This is a genomic window from Streptomyces sp. NPDC102402, from assembly GCF_044765765.1.
GTDB lineage: Bacteria > Actinomycetota > Actinomycetes > Streptomycetales > Streptomycetaceae > Streptomyces.
Genome location: NZ_JBIWKR010000002.1, coordinates 723,601 through 739,987, shown reverse-complemented (window position 1 = coordinate 739,987; position 16,387 = coordinate 723,601). Strand labels below are relative to the sequence as shown.

The 16,387-nt window shown below is 70.4% G+C and carries 13 protein-coding genes; 9 read left to right on the top strand and 4 right to left on the bottom strand.

Translation table 11 applies throughout. The features are described 5' to 3' along the window. Positions 1-255: 255 nt before the first annotated feature. Positions 256-2,199 carry a SpoIIE family protein phosphatase gene (locus ACIRJR_RS08250; RefSeq protein WP_403775633.1) on the top strand — a complete coding sequence of 648 codons (1,944 nt, stop codon included), beginning with the start codon at positions 256-258 and terminating at the stop codon, positions 2,197-2,199. 98 nt (positions 2,200-2,297) lie between these two features. Here ACIRJR_RS08250 and ACIRJR_RS08245 read toward each other — a convergent pair whose 3' ends face one another. Next, complete coding sequence (locus ACIRJR_RS08245) at positions 2,298-4,508, bottom strand: transglycosylase domain-containing protein (RefSeq protein ID WP_403775630.1); 2,211 nt, start codon at positions 4,506-4,508, stop codon at positions 2,298-2,300. A 222-nt stretch (positions 4,509-4,730) separates the two neighbouring features. On the opposite strand from ACIRJR_RS08245, the gene ACIRJR_RS08240 reads away from it, so the two are divergent. From ACIRJR_RS08240 to ACIRJR_RS08220, 5 genes are all read left to right on the top strand, one after another. Beyond that, entirely contained in the window at positions 4,731-5,702 is a 972-nt protein-coding gene (locus ACIRJR_RS08240) for an SPFH domain-containing protein (RefSeq protein ID WP_403775627.1), read from the top strand. Further along, a complete protein-coding gene (locus ACIRJR_RS08235) occupies positions 5,699-5,977 on the top strand; it encodes a hypothetical protein (RefSeq protein WP_403775624.1) in 279 nt (92 codons plus the stop codon). Before ACIRJR_RS08240 ends, ACIRJR_RS08235 begins: the two co-directional genes overlap by 4 nt. Before the next feature lie 95 nt (positions 5,978-6,072). Then, positions 6,073-6,597 carry a PadR family transcriptional regulator gene (locus ACIRJR_RS08230; protein ID WP_403775621.1) on the top strand — a complete coding sequence of 175 codons (525 nt, stop codon included), beginning with the start codon at positions 6,073-6,075 and terminating at the stop codon, positions 6,595-6,597. Continuing rightward, positions 6,594-7,280: an ABC transporter ATP-binding protein gene (locus tag ACIRJR_RS08225; protein WP_403775618.1), complete on the top strand. Its 687-nt coding sequence runs from the start codon at positions 6,594-6,596 to the stop codon at positions 7,278-7,280. Before ACIRJR_RS08230 ends, ACIRJR_RS08225 begins: the two co-directional genes overlap by 4 nt. After that, positions 7,277-9,613 carry an ABC transporter permease gene (locus tag ACIRJR_RS08220; protein WP_403775615.1) on the top strand — a complete coding sequence of 779 codons (2,337 nt, stop codon included), beginning with the start codon at positions 7,277-7,279 and terminating at the stop codon, positions 9,611-9,613. Before ACIRJR_RS08225 ends, ACIRJR_RS08220 begins: the two co-directional genes overlap by 4 nt. A gap of 30 nt (positions 9,614-9,643) precedes the next feature. Here ACIRJR_RS08220 and ACIRJR_RS08215 read toward each other — a convergent pair whose 3' ends face one another. Continuing rightward, the gene (locus ACIRJR_RS08215; protein ID WP_403775612.1) at positions 9,644-10,603 is read right to left on the bottom strand and encodes a LysR substrate-binding domain-containing protein; all 960 of its coding nucleotides are present in this window, start codon (positions 10,601-10,603) and stop codon (positions 9,644-9,646) included. 216 nt (positions 10,604-10,819) lie between these two features. Between ACIRJR_RS08215 and ACIRJR_RS08210 the strand changes: the two genes are divergently transcribed. From ACIRJR_RS08210 to ACIRJR_RS08200, 3 genes are all read left to right on the top strand, one after another. Continuing rightward, positions 10,820-12,340: a recombinase family protein gene (locus ACIRJR_RS08210; protein WP_403775609.1), complete on the top strand. Its 1,521-nt coding sequence runs from the start codon at positions 10,820-10,822 to the stop codon at positions 12,338-12,340. A 192-nt stretch (positions 12,341-12,532) separates the two neighbouring features. Further along, positions 12,533-13,084 (top strand): peroxiredoxin, encoded by a 552-nt coding sequence (locus tag ACIRJR_RS08205; RefSeq protein WP_205018603.1) that lies wholly within the window; start codon positions 12,533-12,535, stop codon positions 13,082-13,084. 11 nt (positions 13,085-13,095) lie between these two features. Then, on the top strand, positions 13,096-13,629 hold the full coding sequence (locus ACIRJR_RS08200; protein WP_073744727.1) for an alkyl hydroperoxide reductase: 534 nt from the start codon (positions 13,096-13,098) through the stop codon (positions 13,627-13,629). A gap of 164 nt (positions 13,630-13,793) precedes the next feature. Here ACIRJR_RS08200 and ACIRJR_RS08195 read toward each other — a convergent pair whose 3' ends face one another. Both ACIRJR_RS08195 and ACIRJR_RS08190 read right to left on the bottom strand, forming a co-directional pair. Further along, positions 13,794-15,206, bottom strand: coding sequence for an AI-2E family transporter (locus ACIRJR_RS08195; protein WP_403775605.1), 1,413 nt, complete (start codon positions 15,204-15,206; stop codon positions 13,794-13,796). A 130-nt stretch (positions 15,207-15,336) separates the two neighbouring features. Beyond that, entirely contained in the window at positions 15,337-16,053 is a 717-nt protein-coding gene (locus tag ACIRJR_RS08190; RefSeq protein ID WP_403775602.1) for a lytic transglycosylase domain-containing protein, read from the bottom strand. Positions 16,054-16,387: the final 334 nt, after the last annotated feature.

The following is a 16,387-nucleotide window of genomic DNA, read 5'->3' as shown; positions in this document are numbered from 1 at the left end:
ACGGCTTACCGGGCCGGTGGACATGCGGTCGCATGAACCACTACGAGGGGGTGGAGACGTGCTCGCTGTCCGCTGCCCGGCCACCGGGAGACCCCGGCCGGGCCCCTTGCGCGGGCGCACGGTTTCGGCCCCTTTTCCGAGGGCATCCGGTGACAGCCGTTGTTCTCACCGCTCTTGCCGGGGCACAGTGACGCGACGCCCCGAGGTGACTGTGCCTGCCTCATACAACCGGCCCGGACGGACGGAATCCCACGCGTGACGGAGCATCCCACCTCCCACGAAGGCCGGCAGCCCCTCGCTGCCCGGCCGCAGGAACGCGCCCGGCCCCGGCAGCAGGAGGCCCCGCCGGGTGCCGCTGCCGGCGCGACGATCCCCGGTCCCTCCCCCGTGCCGAACGCGGCGAAGGGTCCCGTCCCGAACGTCGTACCGAATCCGGCACCCGGTGCGGAGGCGGCCCCGCCCGTCGCCGACACCCAGACCCTCAGCCGCCGCGAGGGGGACCGCCTGCGGTTCGTCGGCGCGGCGACCCGCCGGATCGCCCGGGGCATAGACCTGGACGAGATCGTGCTGGGCCTGTGCCGGGCGAGCGTGCCCACGTTCTCCGACGCCATACTCGTCTACCTCCGCGACCCGCTCCCGGTGGGCGACGAACGGCCGGTCAACCCCTTCGTGCTGCGGCTGCGGCGTACCGACAGGCTGCGGCTGGCGGACGAGGAGGGCGAGAGCGGGCCGGAGGGCGAGCGGCTGCGGCTGCCCGTCACCGACCCGCAGGCCGGTCTCCTGCCCGCCGCCGACCTGTGCGAGATCCGGGCCGGCGGCGCACTCGCCGAGGTGCTGCGCGGGGTGCGGCCCGTCTTCGGTGACTCCGCCGCGGCCCGCGTCGCCCTGCCGGAGCTGCTGGGCGCCGGGCGTACGGTGCCGACGGGGCACCGCGCCATCCTGGCGCCGCTGCGGGGCCGGCGCCGGGTGATCGGCGCCGCCGTCTTCCTGCGCGGCACGGACCGCCCGCCGTTCGAGGCGAACGACCTGCTGGTCGCGGCCCAGCTGGCCACGCACACCGCGCTCGGCATCGACAAGGCCGTGCTGTACGGCCGCGAGGCGTACATCGCCGACGAGCTCCAGCGCACGATGCTGCCCGACTCGCTGCCCCAGCCCACGGGCGTGCGCCTGGCCTCGCGCTACCTTCCGGCCGCGGAGACCGCCCGGGTGGGCGGGGACTGGTACGACGCGATCCCGCTGCCAGGCAGCAGGGTCGCGCTGGTCGTCGGCGACGTGATGGGGCACTCCATGACGTCCGCGGCGATCATGGGCCAGCTGCGCACCACCGCGCAGACCCTGGCAGGCCTCGACCTGCCCCCGCAGGAGGTCCTGCACCATCTGGACGAGCAGGCGCAGCGCCTGGGCAGCGACCGCATGGCGACCTGCCTGTACGCGGTGTACGACCCGGTCGCCCACCGCATCACCATCGCCAACGCCGGCCACCCGCCGCCCGTGCTGCTCCACCTGGGGGGCCGGGCCGAGGTGCTCCGGGTGCCGCCGGGTGCGCCGATCGGGGTCGGCGGGGTCGACTTCGAGGCCGTCGAGCTGGACGCGCCGGCCGGGGCCACGCTGCTGCTCTACACGGACGGCCTGGTGGAGTCCCGGATGCGGGACGTCTGGACGGGCATCGAGATCCTGCGGGAGCGGCTCGCCACCACCGCCCAGCTGACCGGGCCGGACCATTCGCCGCCGCTGGAAGCGCTCTGCGACGACGTGCTGGACATGCTCGGGCCCGGCGACCGGGACGACGACATCGCCCTGCTGGCCGCCCGCTTCGACGGCATCGCTCCGAGTGACGTGGCGTACTGGTTCCTGGAACCGGAGGACGCGGCGCCGGGCCGGGCCCGCAGGCTGGCCCGCAGGGCGCTGAGCCGGTGGGGTCTGGACGACCTCGCGGACGAGGTGGAGCTGCTGGTCAGCGAGGTCGTGACCAATGCGGTGCGCTACGCGGAGCGGCCGGTGACCCTGCGGCTGCTGCGCACGGACATCCTGCGCTGCGAGGTCGGCGACGACTCCCCGCAGCTGCCGAGGCAGCGGCGTGCCCGGGAGACGGACGAGGGCGGGCGCGGGCTGTTCCTGGTGAACCGGCTGGCCAGGCGGTGGGGGGCGACCCGGCTCTCCACGGGCAAGGTGGTCTGGTTCGAGATGGCGACTCCGTAGGCCTTCAGCCGGTCGCTGCCGGGTGCGAGGCCGACGGCGGCTGACGCCGGACACGTGTGAGGGGCGGGTGCCTTCCGGCACCCGCCCCTCATTCTCCGCTACTGCCCGAACAGGTCCCCGCTGCCCGGCCGCTCACCCGGCGGCTGGTCACCGTCGTCGGGGTCCTTGGTGGTGCTGGGAGTCCCGCTCGGCGTCGTCGACGGGGTCTCGCTCGGCGTCTCGACCGGCGGCGACTCCTCGCCGGGTGTCTCGCTCGGAGACTGGGAGGGCTCCTCGGACGGCGTCTCGGACGGCGTCTCGGACGGCTCCTCCGTCTCGGAGGGGGTGGCCGAGGGGGTCTCGGTCACGGCCGTCTCCCCGCGCTCCACGCCCTGGAGGTCGAAGGTGGCGTCCGAGCCGCCGCCCAGCGCGCCGAGGGTGTAGTCGGCCCAGATCTTCGCGGGGAACCCGCCACCGTTGGCCCGGCCGGAGCTGGCCGTGCCGGTGAGGCTGACCTGGCCGCCGCCCGCCTTGGGCGACTCGCCGTACAGGGCCACCGCGGTGGCGAGCTCCGGGGTGTAGCCGGTGAAGAGGGCCGCCTTGTTGTTCTCCGACGTGCCCGTCTTGCCCGCGGCGTCGTAGGCGGAGGTGTTGGCCTCGTAACCCGAGCCGGAGTCGACGACACCGGTCATGGCCTTCGTCACCGTGTCGGCGGAGGCCCTGCTGATCACCTGGCCGCCGATGCCGTCGACGGGCTCCATGGTGCGGTCCCGGTGCTCGGCGGACTTGACGATGGTCGGGGTGACCTTCCTGCCGTGGTTGTCGAGGGTGGCGTAGACCCCGGCCATGTCCCACGTGGAGGCGTTCATGGTGCCGAGCGTGATCGCGGGACGCTCGGGGAAGTTCTCGTCCGGCACGCCCAGGTCGAGCGCCGTCTTCTTCACGGCGGCGGGCCCCACGTCGACGACCATCTGCGCGAAGACGGAGTTGATCGACTTGTTCATCGCCGTCTGGACGGTCGGGCTGTCGTAGCTGCGGTCGTCCTCGTTCTGCGGGGCGAACGGGGTGTCGCTGCCGACGACCGGGCGCTTGCTGGTGCCGTCGTAGACGGTGTTCAGGCCGATCAGGTCATCGTCCTGGGTGGTCGACTCGTTCTCCAGGGCGGAGGCGAGCACGAGCGGCTTGAACGTCGAGGCGGGCTGGTAGTCACGACGGGTGGCGTTGGAGATGTAGTGCTCGGTGGCACCGACACCGCCGTACAGCGCGACGACCTTGCCGGTCTTCGGGTCCACCGAGGTGGCGCCCGCCTGGACCGTGGCGTCGACCTTGTTCTTCTCCCGGTCGAGGTGGTCCTCCAGCTGACGGTTCACCGACTTCTCGAGCTGCTTCTGCTTCTTCTTGTCGATGTTGAGGGTGATCGTCCAGCCGCCGGCCTCACGCTGCTCCTCGGTGATGCCCTGGCGCTTCATCTCCTGGTTGGCGGCCTCGACGAGATAGCCGGTCTGGCCGTCGAGACCGGCGGCCGCCTTCGGCGAGTCGGGCACGGGGAAGGTCAGCTTGTCCCGCTCGGCCTTGCTCAGCCAGCCCTCACCGACCATGTTGTCCAGCGTGTAGGCCCAGCGCTGCTTGACCAGCTTCTTGCCGGTCGGTGAGGCGTACGCCCAGTCGTACTGGCTGGGGGCCTGGAGCAGGGAGGCCAGGTAGGCGCCCTGGGCGGTGTCGAGGTCCTTGGCGTCGACGCCGTAGTACGCCTGCGCCGCCGCCTGGATGCCGCTCGCGCCGCGCCCGTAGTAGACCGTGTTCAGGTATCCCGCAAGGATGTCGTCCTTCTTCATGCGCTGGTCGACCTTGAGCGAGATCACCAGCTCCTTGAGCTTGCGGGTGACCGTCTGGTCCTGCGTGAGGTAGTAGTTCTTCACGTACTGCTGGGTGATCGTGGAGCCACCCTGCTTGCCCTTGCCGGCGAGGGTGTTGAGCACGCCGCGCGTGGTGCCCTTGAGGTCGACGCCCTGGTCCCGGTAGAAGGACTTGTTCTCGGCGGCGACGAAGGCGTGCTGGACCTTCTTGGGCACGACGTCCAGGTCGACGATCTCCCGGTTGACCCCGGAGCCGGTGCGGGCCATCACGCTGCCGTCGCTGTACTTGTACACGTTGCTCTGCTTCTGGGCCTGGGCGTTGGCCTCCGGCACGTCCACGTACACGTAGAGCGCCGCGAAGGCGCCCATCACGAGCAGGCACAGCCCGAAGAAGGTGCCAAGAATCCTGCGCCAGGTGAAGAGCCGGCGTATGCCGCCACCCCTGGCGGCCCGGCGCTCATCCGCTCGACCCATCGCTGTGGTGCTCCTGTTCTCCTGCTCGTACCGCTCCGGTCAGACCTGCCAGCTAACACTGAAAGCCGGGACAAAAGGCAGACGATCCGGCCTTTTCCGGACGTGAGAATCAGCACCCGGTCCTCAAGGAACCGACTCGCGAGGGATGCACAAGGTTGCGAAACGCGTTAATGTGAAATCACATTGATAGCGCGGCACCACGCCGCACGAGACGGGGGAACCATGTCCGCACCGCACGACCTTCCCGGCACCGGCGGCCCGGGCGCCGACCTCACACCGGACGCGCCCGAGATGCCCGCTCCGCAGGTCAGGGAGACGACCGCCCACTCCATCCCCGGCGGGCTGGGGCTCCTGCTGACCGTCCTGGGAGTGCTCCTCGGCGTCGCCCTGACCGTCGTCGGCGGCATCCTGAGCTCCGACGGGAGCAAGGCCGCCGGTGTGCCGCTCCTCATCCTCGGGCTGCTCCTCACCCTCGCCTCCTTCTTCTGCATGAGCGGTGTGAAGATGGTCGCTCCGGGCGAGGCACGGGTCATCCAGCTCTTCGGCCGCTACGTCGGGACGATCCGCGCGGACGGCCTGCGCTGGGTGAACCCGCTGACCTCCAGCCGCAAGATCTCCACCCGGGTCCGCAACCACGAGACGGCCGTCCTGAAGGTCAACGACGCCTACGGCAACCCGATCGAGCTCGCCGCGATCGTCGTGTGGAAGGTCGAGGACACCGCTCAGGCCCTCTTCGAGGTGGACGACTTCCTGGAGTTCGTCGCCACCCAGACCGAGGCGGCCGTGCGGCACATCGCCATCGAGTACCCGTACGACTCCCACGACGAGGGCGGCCTCTCCCTGCGCGGCAACGCCGAGGAGATCACCGAGAAGCTCGCGGTCGAGCTCACCGCACGGGTCCAGGCCGCCGGCGTCCTGATCATCGAGTCCCGTTTCAGCCACCTCGCCTACGCCCCGGAAATCGCCTCGGCGATGCTCCAGCGACAGCAGGCGGGGGCGGTCGTCGCGGCTCGTCAGCAGATCGTGGAGGGCGCGGTGGGCATGGTCGAGATGGCGCTCACCCGGATCGCGGAGCAGGACATCGTCGAGCTCGACTCCGAGCGCAAGGCGGCGATGGTCAGCAACCTGATGGTGGTGCTGTGCGGCGACCGGTCGGCGCAGCCGGTCCTGAACACGGGCACGCTCTACCAGTGACCGACGACGCGGCGCCCCCTCCCGGCAGGCCGGCCCGGCGCGGCCCCGCCCGCAAGCAGATGCTGCTGCGGCTGGATCCCGCGGTGCACGACGCGCTGGCCCGCTGGGCCTCGGACGAGCTGCGCAGCGCGAACGCGCAGATCGAGTTCCTGCTGCGGCGGGCACTGGCGGAGGCGGGCCGGCTCCCGGGCGGCGCGGGCCCGATCCCCCGCCGGGGGCGACCCCCGAAGGCCCCGCCGACCGATCGGCCCGAGCCACCCGCGCCCACAGGCTGACCCCGGGGCCGGGCCGGACCTGCGGAAACAGGCCCGGCCCGGCAGCCCCGGTGGCGTATACACGCGAGGTATACACCTCGTGTACAGTGCGGATCATGTCAATCGGTCACACCCTCCTCGGGCTCCTGGAGTCCGGCCCCCGCCACGGCTACGACCTCAAGCGGGCCTTCGACGAGAAGTTCGGGCACGATCGCCCCCTGCACTACGGCCAGGTCTACGCGACCATGTCCCGCCTCCTGAAGAACGGCCTCGTCGAGGTCGACGGGGTCGAGACGGACGGCGGGCCCGAGCGCAAGCGGTACGCCATCACGGACGCCGGCATCACCGATGTCGCCACCTGGCTCGCGCAGCCCGAGAAGCCCGAGCCCTACCTCCAGTCGACCCTCTACACGAAGGTCGTCCTGGCCCTGCTCACCGGCCGCAGCGCCGCCGATCTGCTGGACGCCCAGCGCTCGGAGCACCTGCGCCTGATGCGCATCCTCACGGACCGCAAGCGCAAGGGTGACCTCGCCGACCAGCTGATCTGCGACCACGCGCTCTTCCACCTCGAAGCCGACCTCCGCTGGCTGGAACTGACCGCCGCACGGCTCGGCCGCCTCGCCGAGGTGGTCGCCCCGTGACCCCCGCAGGCTCCCTCCTCACCGCCCAGGGCCTGCACAAGGCCTACGGCTCGACACCCGCGCTCGACGACGCCTCGTTCTCCGTGCACCCCGGCGAGGTCGTCGCCGTCATGGGACCGTCCGGATCAGGCAAGTCGACCCTCCTGCACTGCCTCGCCGGCATCGTCACACCCGATTCCGGCACGGTCACCTACGCCGGCCGCGAGCTCTCCGCGATGTCCGACGCCGAACGCAGCGCCCTGCGCCGCGGCGACTTCGGCTTCGTCTTCCAGTTCGGCCAGCTGGTCCCCGAGCTGACCTGCGTGGAGAACGTCGCCCTGCCGCTCCGTCTCAGCGGGGTCCGGCGCAAGGCCGCCGAACGCACCGCCCTGGAGTGGATGGCGCGCCTGGAGGTCGAGGACCTGGCCGCCCAGCGCCCCGGCGAGGTCTCCGGCGGCCAGGGCCAGCGCGTCGCCGTCGCCCGCGCCCTGGTCGCCTCCCCCAAGGTGGTCTTCGCGGACGAGCCGACCGGCGCGCTCGACTCCCTCAACGGCGAGCGGGTCATGGAGCTCCTCACCGAGTCCGCCCGGACGTCCGGCACGGCCGTCGTGCTCGTGACGCACGAGGCACGTGTGGCCGCGTACTCGGACCGCGAGGTCGTCGTCCGCGACGGCCGCTGCCGCGACCTGGAGTACGCCGTATGACCTGGCTGCGCGATCTCGGCCTCGGCATACGCTTCGCCGCGGCGGGCGGCCGCGAGGGCTGGGCGCGGACCGCGCTCACCGCCGTCGGGGTCGGTCTCGGCGTGGCGCTCCTGCTGATCGCCTCCTCCGTCCCCCATCTGCTGGCGGAGCGCGCCCATCGCGACCTGGCCCGCCAGGAGAGCGCCGCATCGTACGAGGACAAGGCCGCGAGGTCCGACACCACCGTGCTGCGGACCAACGCGGAGACCGAGTACAGGGGCCGGGTCGTCGGCGGCTTCCTGGTGCGTCCGGAGGGCGCGCACCCGGTGACCCCGCCCGGAGTCGGGGCGCTCCCCGGCCCAGGCGAGATGGTGGCCTCCCCCGCACTGAAGGAGCTGCTGGCCTCGCCCGAGGGCAGCCTCCTGCGTGAGCGCCTCCCGTACCGGATCACCGCGACGATCGGCGACGCGGGCCTGCTCTCCCCCGGGGAGCTGTACTTCTACGCCGGCAGCGACACCCTGACCCCGGCCGCCGGCGGCCATCGGGTCGACGGTTACGGGGACAGGGTCAAGGACGAGCCGCTCCCGCCCGCCCTCGTCGTCCTGGTCATCATGGTCTGCGTCGTGCTGCTGGCACCCGTCGCCATCTTCATCACCACGGCCGTGCGGTTCGGCGGCGACCGCCGCGACCGCCGGCTCGCCGCTCTCCGCCTGGTCGGTACGGACATCCGGTCGACCCGCAGGATCGCGGCGGGCGAAGCCCTGTTCGGCTCGCTGCTCGGGCTGCTCGCGGGGGCGGCCTTCTTCCTCGTGGGCCGCGGATTCAGCGGCTACGTCGAGGTGTGGAACTACAGCGTCTTCCCGTCCGACCTGACGCCCTCGCCGTGGCCGGCGGCACTCATCGCCGTCGCGGTGCCGCTCTGCGCCGTCCTGGTCACGCTCGTCGCGATGCGCGCGGTCATCGTCGAACCGCTGGGCGTCGTACGCGACACGGGCCGCCGCAAGCGCCGCCTCTGGTGGCGCCTGCCGGTCCCGGCCCTGGGACTGGCCGTCCTGGGAGTGACCGGCAGGGTGGGCGAGGGCGACTTCGTCGACCCGTACCCCATCGCGGCCGGCGCCGTCCTGGTCCTCGTCGGGCTCGCCCTGCTGCTGCCCTGGCTGGTCGAGGCGTGCGTACGCCCGCTGCGCCGCGGCCCGGTGTCCTGGCAGCTCGCCGTCCGCCGGCTCCAGCTGAACAGTGGCGCGGCCTCCCGCGCGGTCAGCGGGATCGCCGTCGCGGTCGCGGGCGCCGTGGCCCTGCAGATGCTGTTCGCGGCGATGGGCGACGAGTTCACGCACATGACGGGGCAGGACCCGTCACGCGCCCAGTTCCACACCTACTCGGAGAAGGTCAGCGGGGACGCCGCCACCAGGACCATCGAGGAGTTCCGGTCCACGAAGGGCGTCGAGGCCGTCATCGGCACGGTCGAGACGTACGTGACGAAGCCCGGGACGTACGAGGAGGACCAGGTCACCCCGACCACCTCCCTCAGCGTCGGCGACTGCGCCACCCTGAAGGAGCTGGCCGAGATCGGCTCCTGCGCGGACGGCGACGCCTTCGTCGTCCACCCCAGGGGCGACAAGGAGATGAGCGACTGGGTCGACGAGACGGCACGCAAGGGCAAGGAAGTGGAGCTCGACTCCGGTGCCGAGCTGCCGCCGGGCGGGAAGAGGCTGCTCTGGACCCTGCCCGCGGACGCCCGGACCGTCACGTCCAGGCCCGACGCGCTCGGCGACGATCACTGGGGCATCATGGCGACGGTCGGTGCCGTCGACCCGCGCACGCTGCCCGACGCCCAGACCATCGCGCAGATCAAGGTCGACGACGACGTCGAGGACGTCGCCGAGTACGTGCGGAACACCGCCGCCAGGATCGACCCGGGCATGCGGGTCGCCGCCCTGACGTCGATGACCCGCGACCGCCAGTACGCCAGTGTGCAGACGGGGCTGCGGTTCGGCGCGCTGGTGACACTGCTGCTGATCGCCGCGTCGATGCTGGTGTCCCAGCTGGAGCAGCTCCGGGAGCGCAGGCGGCTGCTGTCGGTCCTGGTCGCCTTCGGCACGAGGCGCGTCACCCTCGGCTGGTCGGTGCTCTGGCAGACGGCCGTCCCGGTGGCCGTCAGCCTCCTGGTCGCGGTGGCGGGCGGTGTCGCGCTCGGGGCCGTCATGACCTGGATGCTGGCCAAGACGGTCACGCGGTGGTGGGTGTTCCTCCCGCTGGCGGGCGCGGGCGGGGCCCTCGTCGTGGCCGTGACCCTGCTCTCGCTGCCCCTGCTGTGGCGCATGATGCGCCCGGACGGCCTGCGGACGGAGTGAGGACCCGTGCGGGGGTGAGCGCGTCGGCGCTCACCCCCGCGCGTGCACCCGTACCGGCAGCGCTCCCAGCGCACCGCGCAGCGCGGCGGCGAGTTCCTCGAACTCCTCGTGGCGGGCCGAGCCCGTCCGCACGGCCAGCGCGACCCGCCGCGAGGGCGCCGGGTCCGTGAAGTACCCGGTGGACAGTGCCTCGTTGCGCCCGGTCTCCACCGTCACCGCCGTACGCGGCAGCAGCGTCACCCCGAGTCCGCCCGCGACGAGCTGCACCAGGGTGGAGAGCCCGGCCGCGGTCGTCGTCACCGGAGTCCCCTGGGTCCGGCCCGCCTCCCGGCAGATGTCCAGTGCCTGGTCGCGCAGGCAGTGCCCCTCGTCGAGCAGCAGCAGCGGCAGATCGCGCAGCGTCTCGCGGGGCAGGCCGGTGCTCCCCGCGAGAGGGTGCTCCTCCGCCATGACGAGCACGAAGTCCTCGTCGAAGAGCGGCAGCTCCGTGACTCCCGGAACCCCGAGCGGCACGGCGAGCAGCAGCAGGTCCAGCCGGCCGGCCGCGAGTCCGTCCAGCAGTGAGGAGGTCTGCTCCTCGTGGACCTGGAGGTCCAGGTCCGGGTAGCGCTCGTGGACGAGCCTGAGCACGGCCGGCAGCAGATACGGCGCGACCGTCGGGATCACCCCGAGCCTGAGCACGCCGGTGAAGGGGGCCCGCACCGCCTCGGCCTCCTCCATCAGCTCACCGAGCGCCTCCAGTACGGCCCTGCTCCGCACCGCGAGGCGCTCTCCCGCGGGCGAGAGCAGCACCTTGCGGGTCGTACGCTCGATGAGCTGGACACCCAGTGCCACCTCCAGCGCGGACACGGCTCCGGAGAGTGCCGGCTGACTCATCCCGATTGCTGCCGCCGCATCCCGGAAGTGCAGATGTTCCGCCACGGCCGTGAAGGCGCGCAGCTGCGAGAGGCTGGGCTGCTTGACCCTAATAGCCTGATTTACATACGCCACTGATAGGCACCTCCGATCGTACGGGCCGAGTGTATCCAGATCCACAATCAATGCACTCAGTGCCACGATGGGGGAGCTCACCCCCGACGGAAGATCGCCTTCGTGCGCGCCATTACCACCGGAAAACACTTTCGTGTGTGATGTCCCAATATAAGGGCTGGTCACGCCCTACCAGCCTTAACGTCCCCTTGAGCTAACTTCCGGGGAGGACATGCCGTGATTCCCGTAGGCGCCTATGCGCGCGTATCGGAGGACAAGGCGCTCAGGGCGAACGCTGCCGACTGGCGCGAGATCGGCGAACAGGTTGCCGAGCAGTTCAAAGACATGGACGAGTTGGCAGCCGAGCTGGGCGTCACCATCACTCGCCGTTACAACGACAACAACCGCCCGGCCGGCGACCCGCACAGCGTCCGCAACGCCTTCGAAGCGCTGCTGGTCGACCTGGAGAACGGCACCATCCGGGGCATCCTCTTCTACCACTCCGACCGCCTGGTCCGGCAGGAATACGATGCGGCCCGGATCAACAGACTCTTCCAGCTCAATCCCACGTACGTGGGGCGGGCAGTCACGGGTGGTACCGATCTGTCCACTCAAGAGGGCCGATCGATGCTCACCATCCAGGCCACCATGGGCGGCATGGAGGTGTACAGCACCCGGCGACGCGTCGCCCGGAAGAACAAGGGCCTGGCCGAGCGCGGACACATGCACGGAGGTCCGCGGCCTTTCGGATGGGCCGAAGATCGCCGGACGCTGCATGACACCGAGGCCGAAGAGCTTCGCAAGGCAGTCCTCGCGATTCCTGGCGGCCTCACGGTCGGCGAAATCCGCAAGCAGTGGATCGATCTCGGATACGAACCCAGGCGCAACAAGAGGAAGCCCGGGACACAGACCCTGCAACACAGCACCGTCGAGACTCGCCTCATCAACCCCCGCATCTGCGGCTACAGGACCTACCTGCCTCAGGCCGAGCGGCGTGAGGCCACAAGGCCGTGGATGCCCGACTTCGTCGTGCGCAAGGACGGCAAGCCCGTCATGGGTAACTGGGAAGCCATCGTCTCTCCCGAAGAGTGGCAAGCGTGCGTGGCCACCATCGAGGAGCGGAAGAGGGCCAGGGCCGAGGGTCGGGCAGCACACACCACCTCGGCCAAGTACCTCCTTTCCGGGATCGCTCGTTGCGGAAAGTGCAGCTTCCCCTTGATGTCGAACCAGTATTCGAAGGGGACCACCTCCCACGAGCGGTACGGCTATCGGTACGCCTGCCTCACCACGCTCGGCGGGTGCGGTGGCGTCACCAGAGTCGGCCCCCCGATGGAGCACATGGTCGAGGAGGCCTTCCTCCTGGAGGTCCGCCGGAGCCTCGGCACGGCTGCCGGACAAGTGGAGATCAACGAGACGCAGCACGACGTCCGGCTCGCCAGGATCGACCAGGAGATCGCAGAGGTCAGCGAACGCCGCAGGGCGAAGCGCATCAGCATGAGCACGGCACTCGACCTGATCGAGGAGCTCGAGGGCGAGCGGGACGAGTTGAACCGACAGCGCCGGCAGCTGGTCGCCGCGAAGGTCAGCAGGCAGAACATCTCCCCGTCCCTTCCCGAGGAGTGGAAGGGATACTCGGTCTCGCAGAAAAAAGTCCGGCTCCGTGAGTCGATCCGGGCCGTAATGGTCCACCCAGCGGGACGTGGTCGCAGGTTCGACCGCTCGCTGATCGAGGTCGTATGGATTGAGGGCGGGAAGTGAGTAGCAGCCCCCGTCCGGCTGCGGTCGGGCCGGCCTCTCCCACGAGTCTCAGCCGCCGGGACGGATCGCCGGGACTTACCACTGATCGCCCACTTCTATCAATCCCTTCGACGTGGCCGATTTCCGTGATCAATGGGGCATGTGGGACTGTGCTCAGGTCCAACCCCAAGCAACACAGGAGTGCCCCGAATCATGCTCACCGTTGGTGACAAGTTCCCCGAGTTCGAACTGACTGCTTGCGTCTCCCTGGAGAAGGGTGAGGAGTTCGAGACCATCACCCACAAGACGTATGAGGGTTGGAAAGTGATCTTCGCGTGGCCGAAGGACTTCACCTTCGTGTGCCCCACCGAGATCGCCGCCTTCGGCAAGCTGAACGACGAGTTCGCCGACCGCGACGCGCAGGTCCTCGGCTTCTCCGGCGACTCCGAGTTCGTGCACCACGCCTGGCGCAAGGACCACCCGGACCTGACCGACCTGCCCTTCCCGATGCTGGCCGACTCGAAGCACGAGCTCATGCGTGACCTCGGCATCGAGGGCGAGGACGGCTTCGCCCAGCGCGCCGTCTTCATCGTCGACCAGAACAACGAGATCCAGTTCACGATGGTGACCGCCGGGTCCGTGGGCCGTAACCCCAAGGAGGTCCTGCGGGTCCTCGACGCCCTGCAGACCGACGAGCTGTGCCCCTGCAACTGGACCAAGGGCGAGAACACCCTCGACCCGGTCGCGCTCCTCTCGGGCGAGTGAGCTGATACGACATGGCACTCGATGAACTGAAGTCCGCCATACCGGACTTCGCCAAGGACCTGAAGCTGAACCTCGGCTCGGTCATCGGCAACAGCGAGCTCCCCCAGCAGCAGCTGTGGGGCACCGTCCTGGCCTGCGCGATCGCCTCGCGCTCGCCGAAGGTGCTGCGCGAGCTGGAGCCGGAGGCCAAGGCCAACCTCTCCGCCGAGGCGTACACCGCGGCGAAGTCGGCCGCGGCGATCATGGCGATGAACAACGTCTTCTACCGCACCCGGCACCTGCTGTCGGACCCCGAGTACGGGAACCTCCGTGCGGGTCTGCGGATGAACGTCATCGGCAAGCCGGGCGTCGAGAAGGTCGACTTCGAGCTGTGGTCGCTCGCCGTCTCCGCGATCAACGGCTGCGGCCAGTGCCTGGACTCCCACGAGCAGGTGCTGCGCAAGGCAGGCGTCGACCGTGAGACCATTCAGGAAGCCGTCAAGATCGCTTCGGTGATCCAGGCGGTCGGCGTGACCCTCGAGGCCGAGGCCGTGCTCGCCGAGTAGCAACGCGCAGTACCTTTGTACGAGAAGGGCCCCGTCGACGACCGACCGTCGAGGGGGCCCTTCTTCTGTGCAGCGGCCGGGCGACGGTGTCCGGGGCGCCGGCGACGACGGCCGGCTCCCAGGCGGGCGCCCGGCCGATCCGGCCCGCGCCCTGCCCGCCCCCGCTACCTCTTCTGTTCGTCCGGCGGGGCGGTCCCGTCGGAGCGGCCGTCCTCGTCCGCCGCGGGAGCGGGGTCGTCCGGGCCCTCGGCCGCCGGGACGGGCGGTTCCGTCGGAGCGAACGAGAGCGCGGTGGCGCCGTGGGGCCCGGGCCCGTGCAGTGCGGCCGCGTCGGGTGCGTACGAGCGCAGGTAGCCGACCACCGTGTTGGTCACCGCCACCAGCGGTACGGCGACGACCGCACCGCCGATGCCCGCCACCATGCCGCCCGCCGCGACCGAGAGCACGACGGCCAGCGGGTGGACGCGTACGGCGCGGCCGAGGATGAAGGGCTGCAGGATGTGGCCCTCGATCTGCTGCACGGCGAGCACCACGATCAGCACCATCAGCGCGGTGAACACGCCCTGGGTGACGAGCGCGACGACCACGGCGAGGGCGCCGGAGACCACGGCGCCGACCAGCGGGATGAAGGCGAAGAGGAAGATGAAGACGGCGAGCGGGACCGCCATGGGCACGTCGAGGAAGTAGATCCCCAGCCCGATGAAGATCGCGTCGATCAGGGCCACGATCACGGTGCCCCGCACGTAGGCGGTCAGGGTCCGCCAGGCTCGCGGTCCGGCACCGGCGACGCCCGGACGGGCCTGGGAGGGCACCAGCTTGAGGACCCACTGCCAGATGCGCTTCCCGTCGTAGAGCAGGAAGAGTGTCGAGAACATCGCCAGCAGCAGGCCGGTGAGGAACTCCACCATCACCGTGACGCCCTGGAGACCGGCGGAGGTGATCTCCTCGGTGTTGGTGCCGATGGTGTCGCTGAGGTTCTTCGCGATGTCGTTGATCTGCGACTCGGTGACGTGGAACGGGCTGTCCAGGAGCCAGCGCTTGAGCTCGTCGATCCCGTCACGGACCCGGTCGGAGAGGGTGTCCAGATTGTCCATCACCTGCCAGACGACGAACCATCCGACCAGCCCCATGACCACGAACCCGAGTACGGCGGTGACCGCGGTCGCCAGCCCGCGCGGCAGCCCGAGCCGCCTCAGCCGTACGACGGTGGGCTGGAGCATCGCCGTCACGAGCAGTGCGGCGACGAAGGCGAGGACGACCAGCTGCACGGCGCTGATGATCCGCATGAGTACCCAGAGCGTGCCGGCCAGGACCAGCAGCCGCCAGCCGGCCTCGGCCGCGACGCGCATCCCCCAGGGGATCGCCGCCACGGGTTCGGGCTTGGCGGCGACGGAGGGGGCGTACGTGGGCGGGCGCGGGACCCGCTCGGCGGCGACGGTGGAGAGCGTGGACGAGGACACGCTGGTCGCGTCGGCATCGGCGCGACGTTCACCCTCGGCGCGGCGTTCTTCCAGGCGCGCCCCGATCTCGGTGAGTTCGGCGCCCAGCCGACCGAGCCAACCCGGAAGTTTCGACATGATTTTTTCCTTCCCCCATACGCCCCGCACACGCCCCCGGAGCTGTCCGGACGACCGTACACGCGAGATGCCCCGCACCGTAGGACGGTGCGGGGCATCTCGGAGTTGAGCGTGGAACCTCGCGGGGCTCCTAGTACCAGTTGTTGGCCTGCCAGAACGACCAGGCGCCACAGGGGCTGCCGTAACGGCCGTCCATGTAGCTGAGGCCCCACTTGATCTGGGTGGCCGGGTTGGTCTGCCAGTCGGCGCCGGCGGACGACATCTTGGAGCCGGGCAGCGCCTGCACGAGGCCGTACGCGCCCGAGGAGGGGTTGCTCGCCCTGTAGTTCCACGTCGACTCGTGGTTCACGATGTTGCTGAAGCACTGGAACTGGTCGGCGGGGACCATCTGGCGGGCCATCGCCTGCACTTCGGCGACACTGTACGAGCCCTGCGCCGAGAACGAGGAGGCGTCACGGACGGAGGACCGGCTCGCGCGCTCGGCGTCGGCCTCCTTCTTCTCCTTGGCCTCACGCTCGGCCTCGGCAGCCCTGTCCTCGGCCGCCTGCTTCTTGGACTTGGCGTCCTTGGCGGCCTGGATGCGGGCCGTCTCCTCGGCGGACTTCCTGGCCGCCGCGTCGGCCGCGGACGCCTGGGCGTCGGCCTGCTGCGTCAGCGAAGCGGTCTGCACCTGGGCCTGCTGGCCCGCGGGGATGTCTGCGAGCAGCGTGGTGTCGGCTGCGGCCGCCTCGAAGTTGTTGTCGTCGACAGCGGGAGTGCTGCCCGACGCAACGCCTACGACGGCGCCTACGGTGGTGACCGCGGTGGCAGATGCCACGGCGAACCCCCGGACCGAGATCCGGCTCACACGGTGTCCTTCCAGCATCGCCCGCTTAGGTGACCTCGCGGGCGCAATCGTGCCCCTGAACACTGGCCTCCCTACTGCTTGGGTCACGGGAGGCACGGGCCCGGTGGGCACTCCCTTGCGGAAGCGCCGCGTGGTACTCGCGGGCGGCATACGGACGGCTTCTGTTGAGTTGTGTGGTGCGTGGCGCCTCTGGAGGTGCCCAAGTGCCGTATGCGGGGCCTGACGGAAGCAAGACTCTGCCGGAAGGACACGGTGCGTTGCAATTCTGTGTTGCGTGTGAAAGCTCACACCCCGTTTGGCGCACGACTTTTTCGGAAATGACGGCGCAGCACGA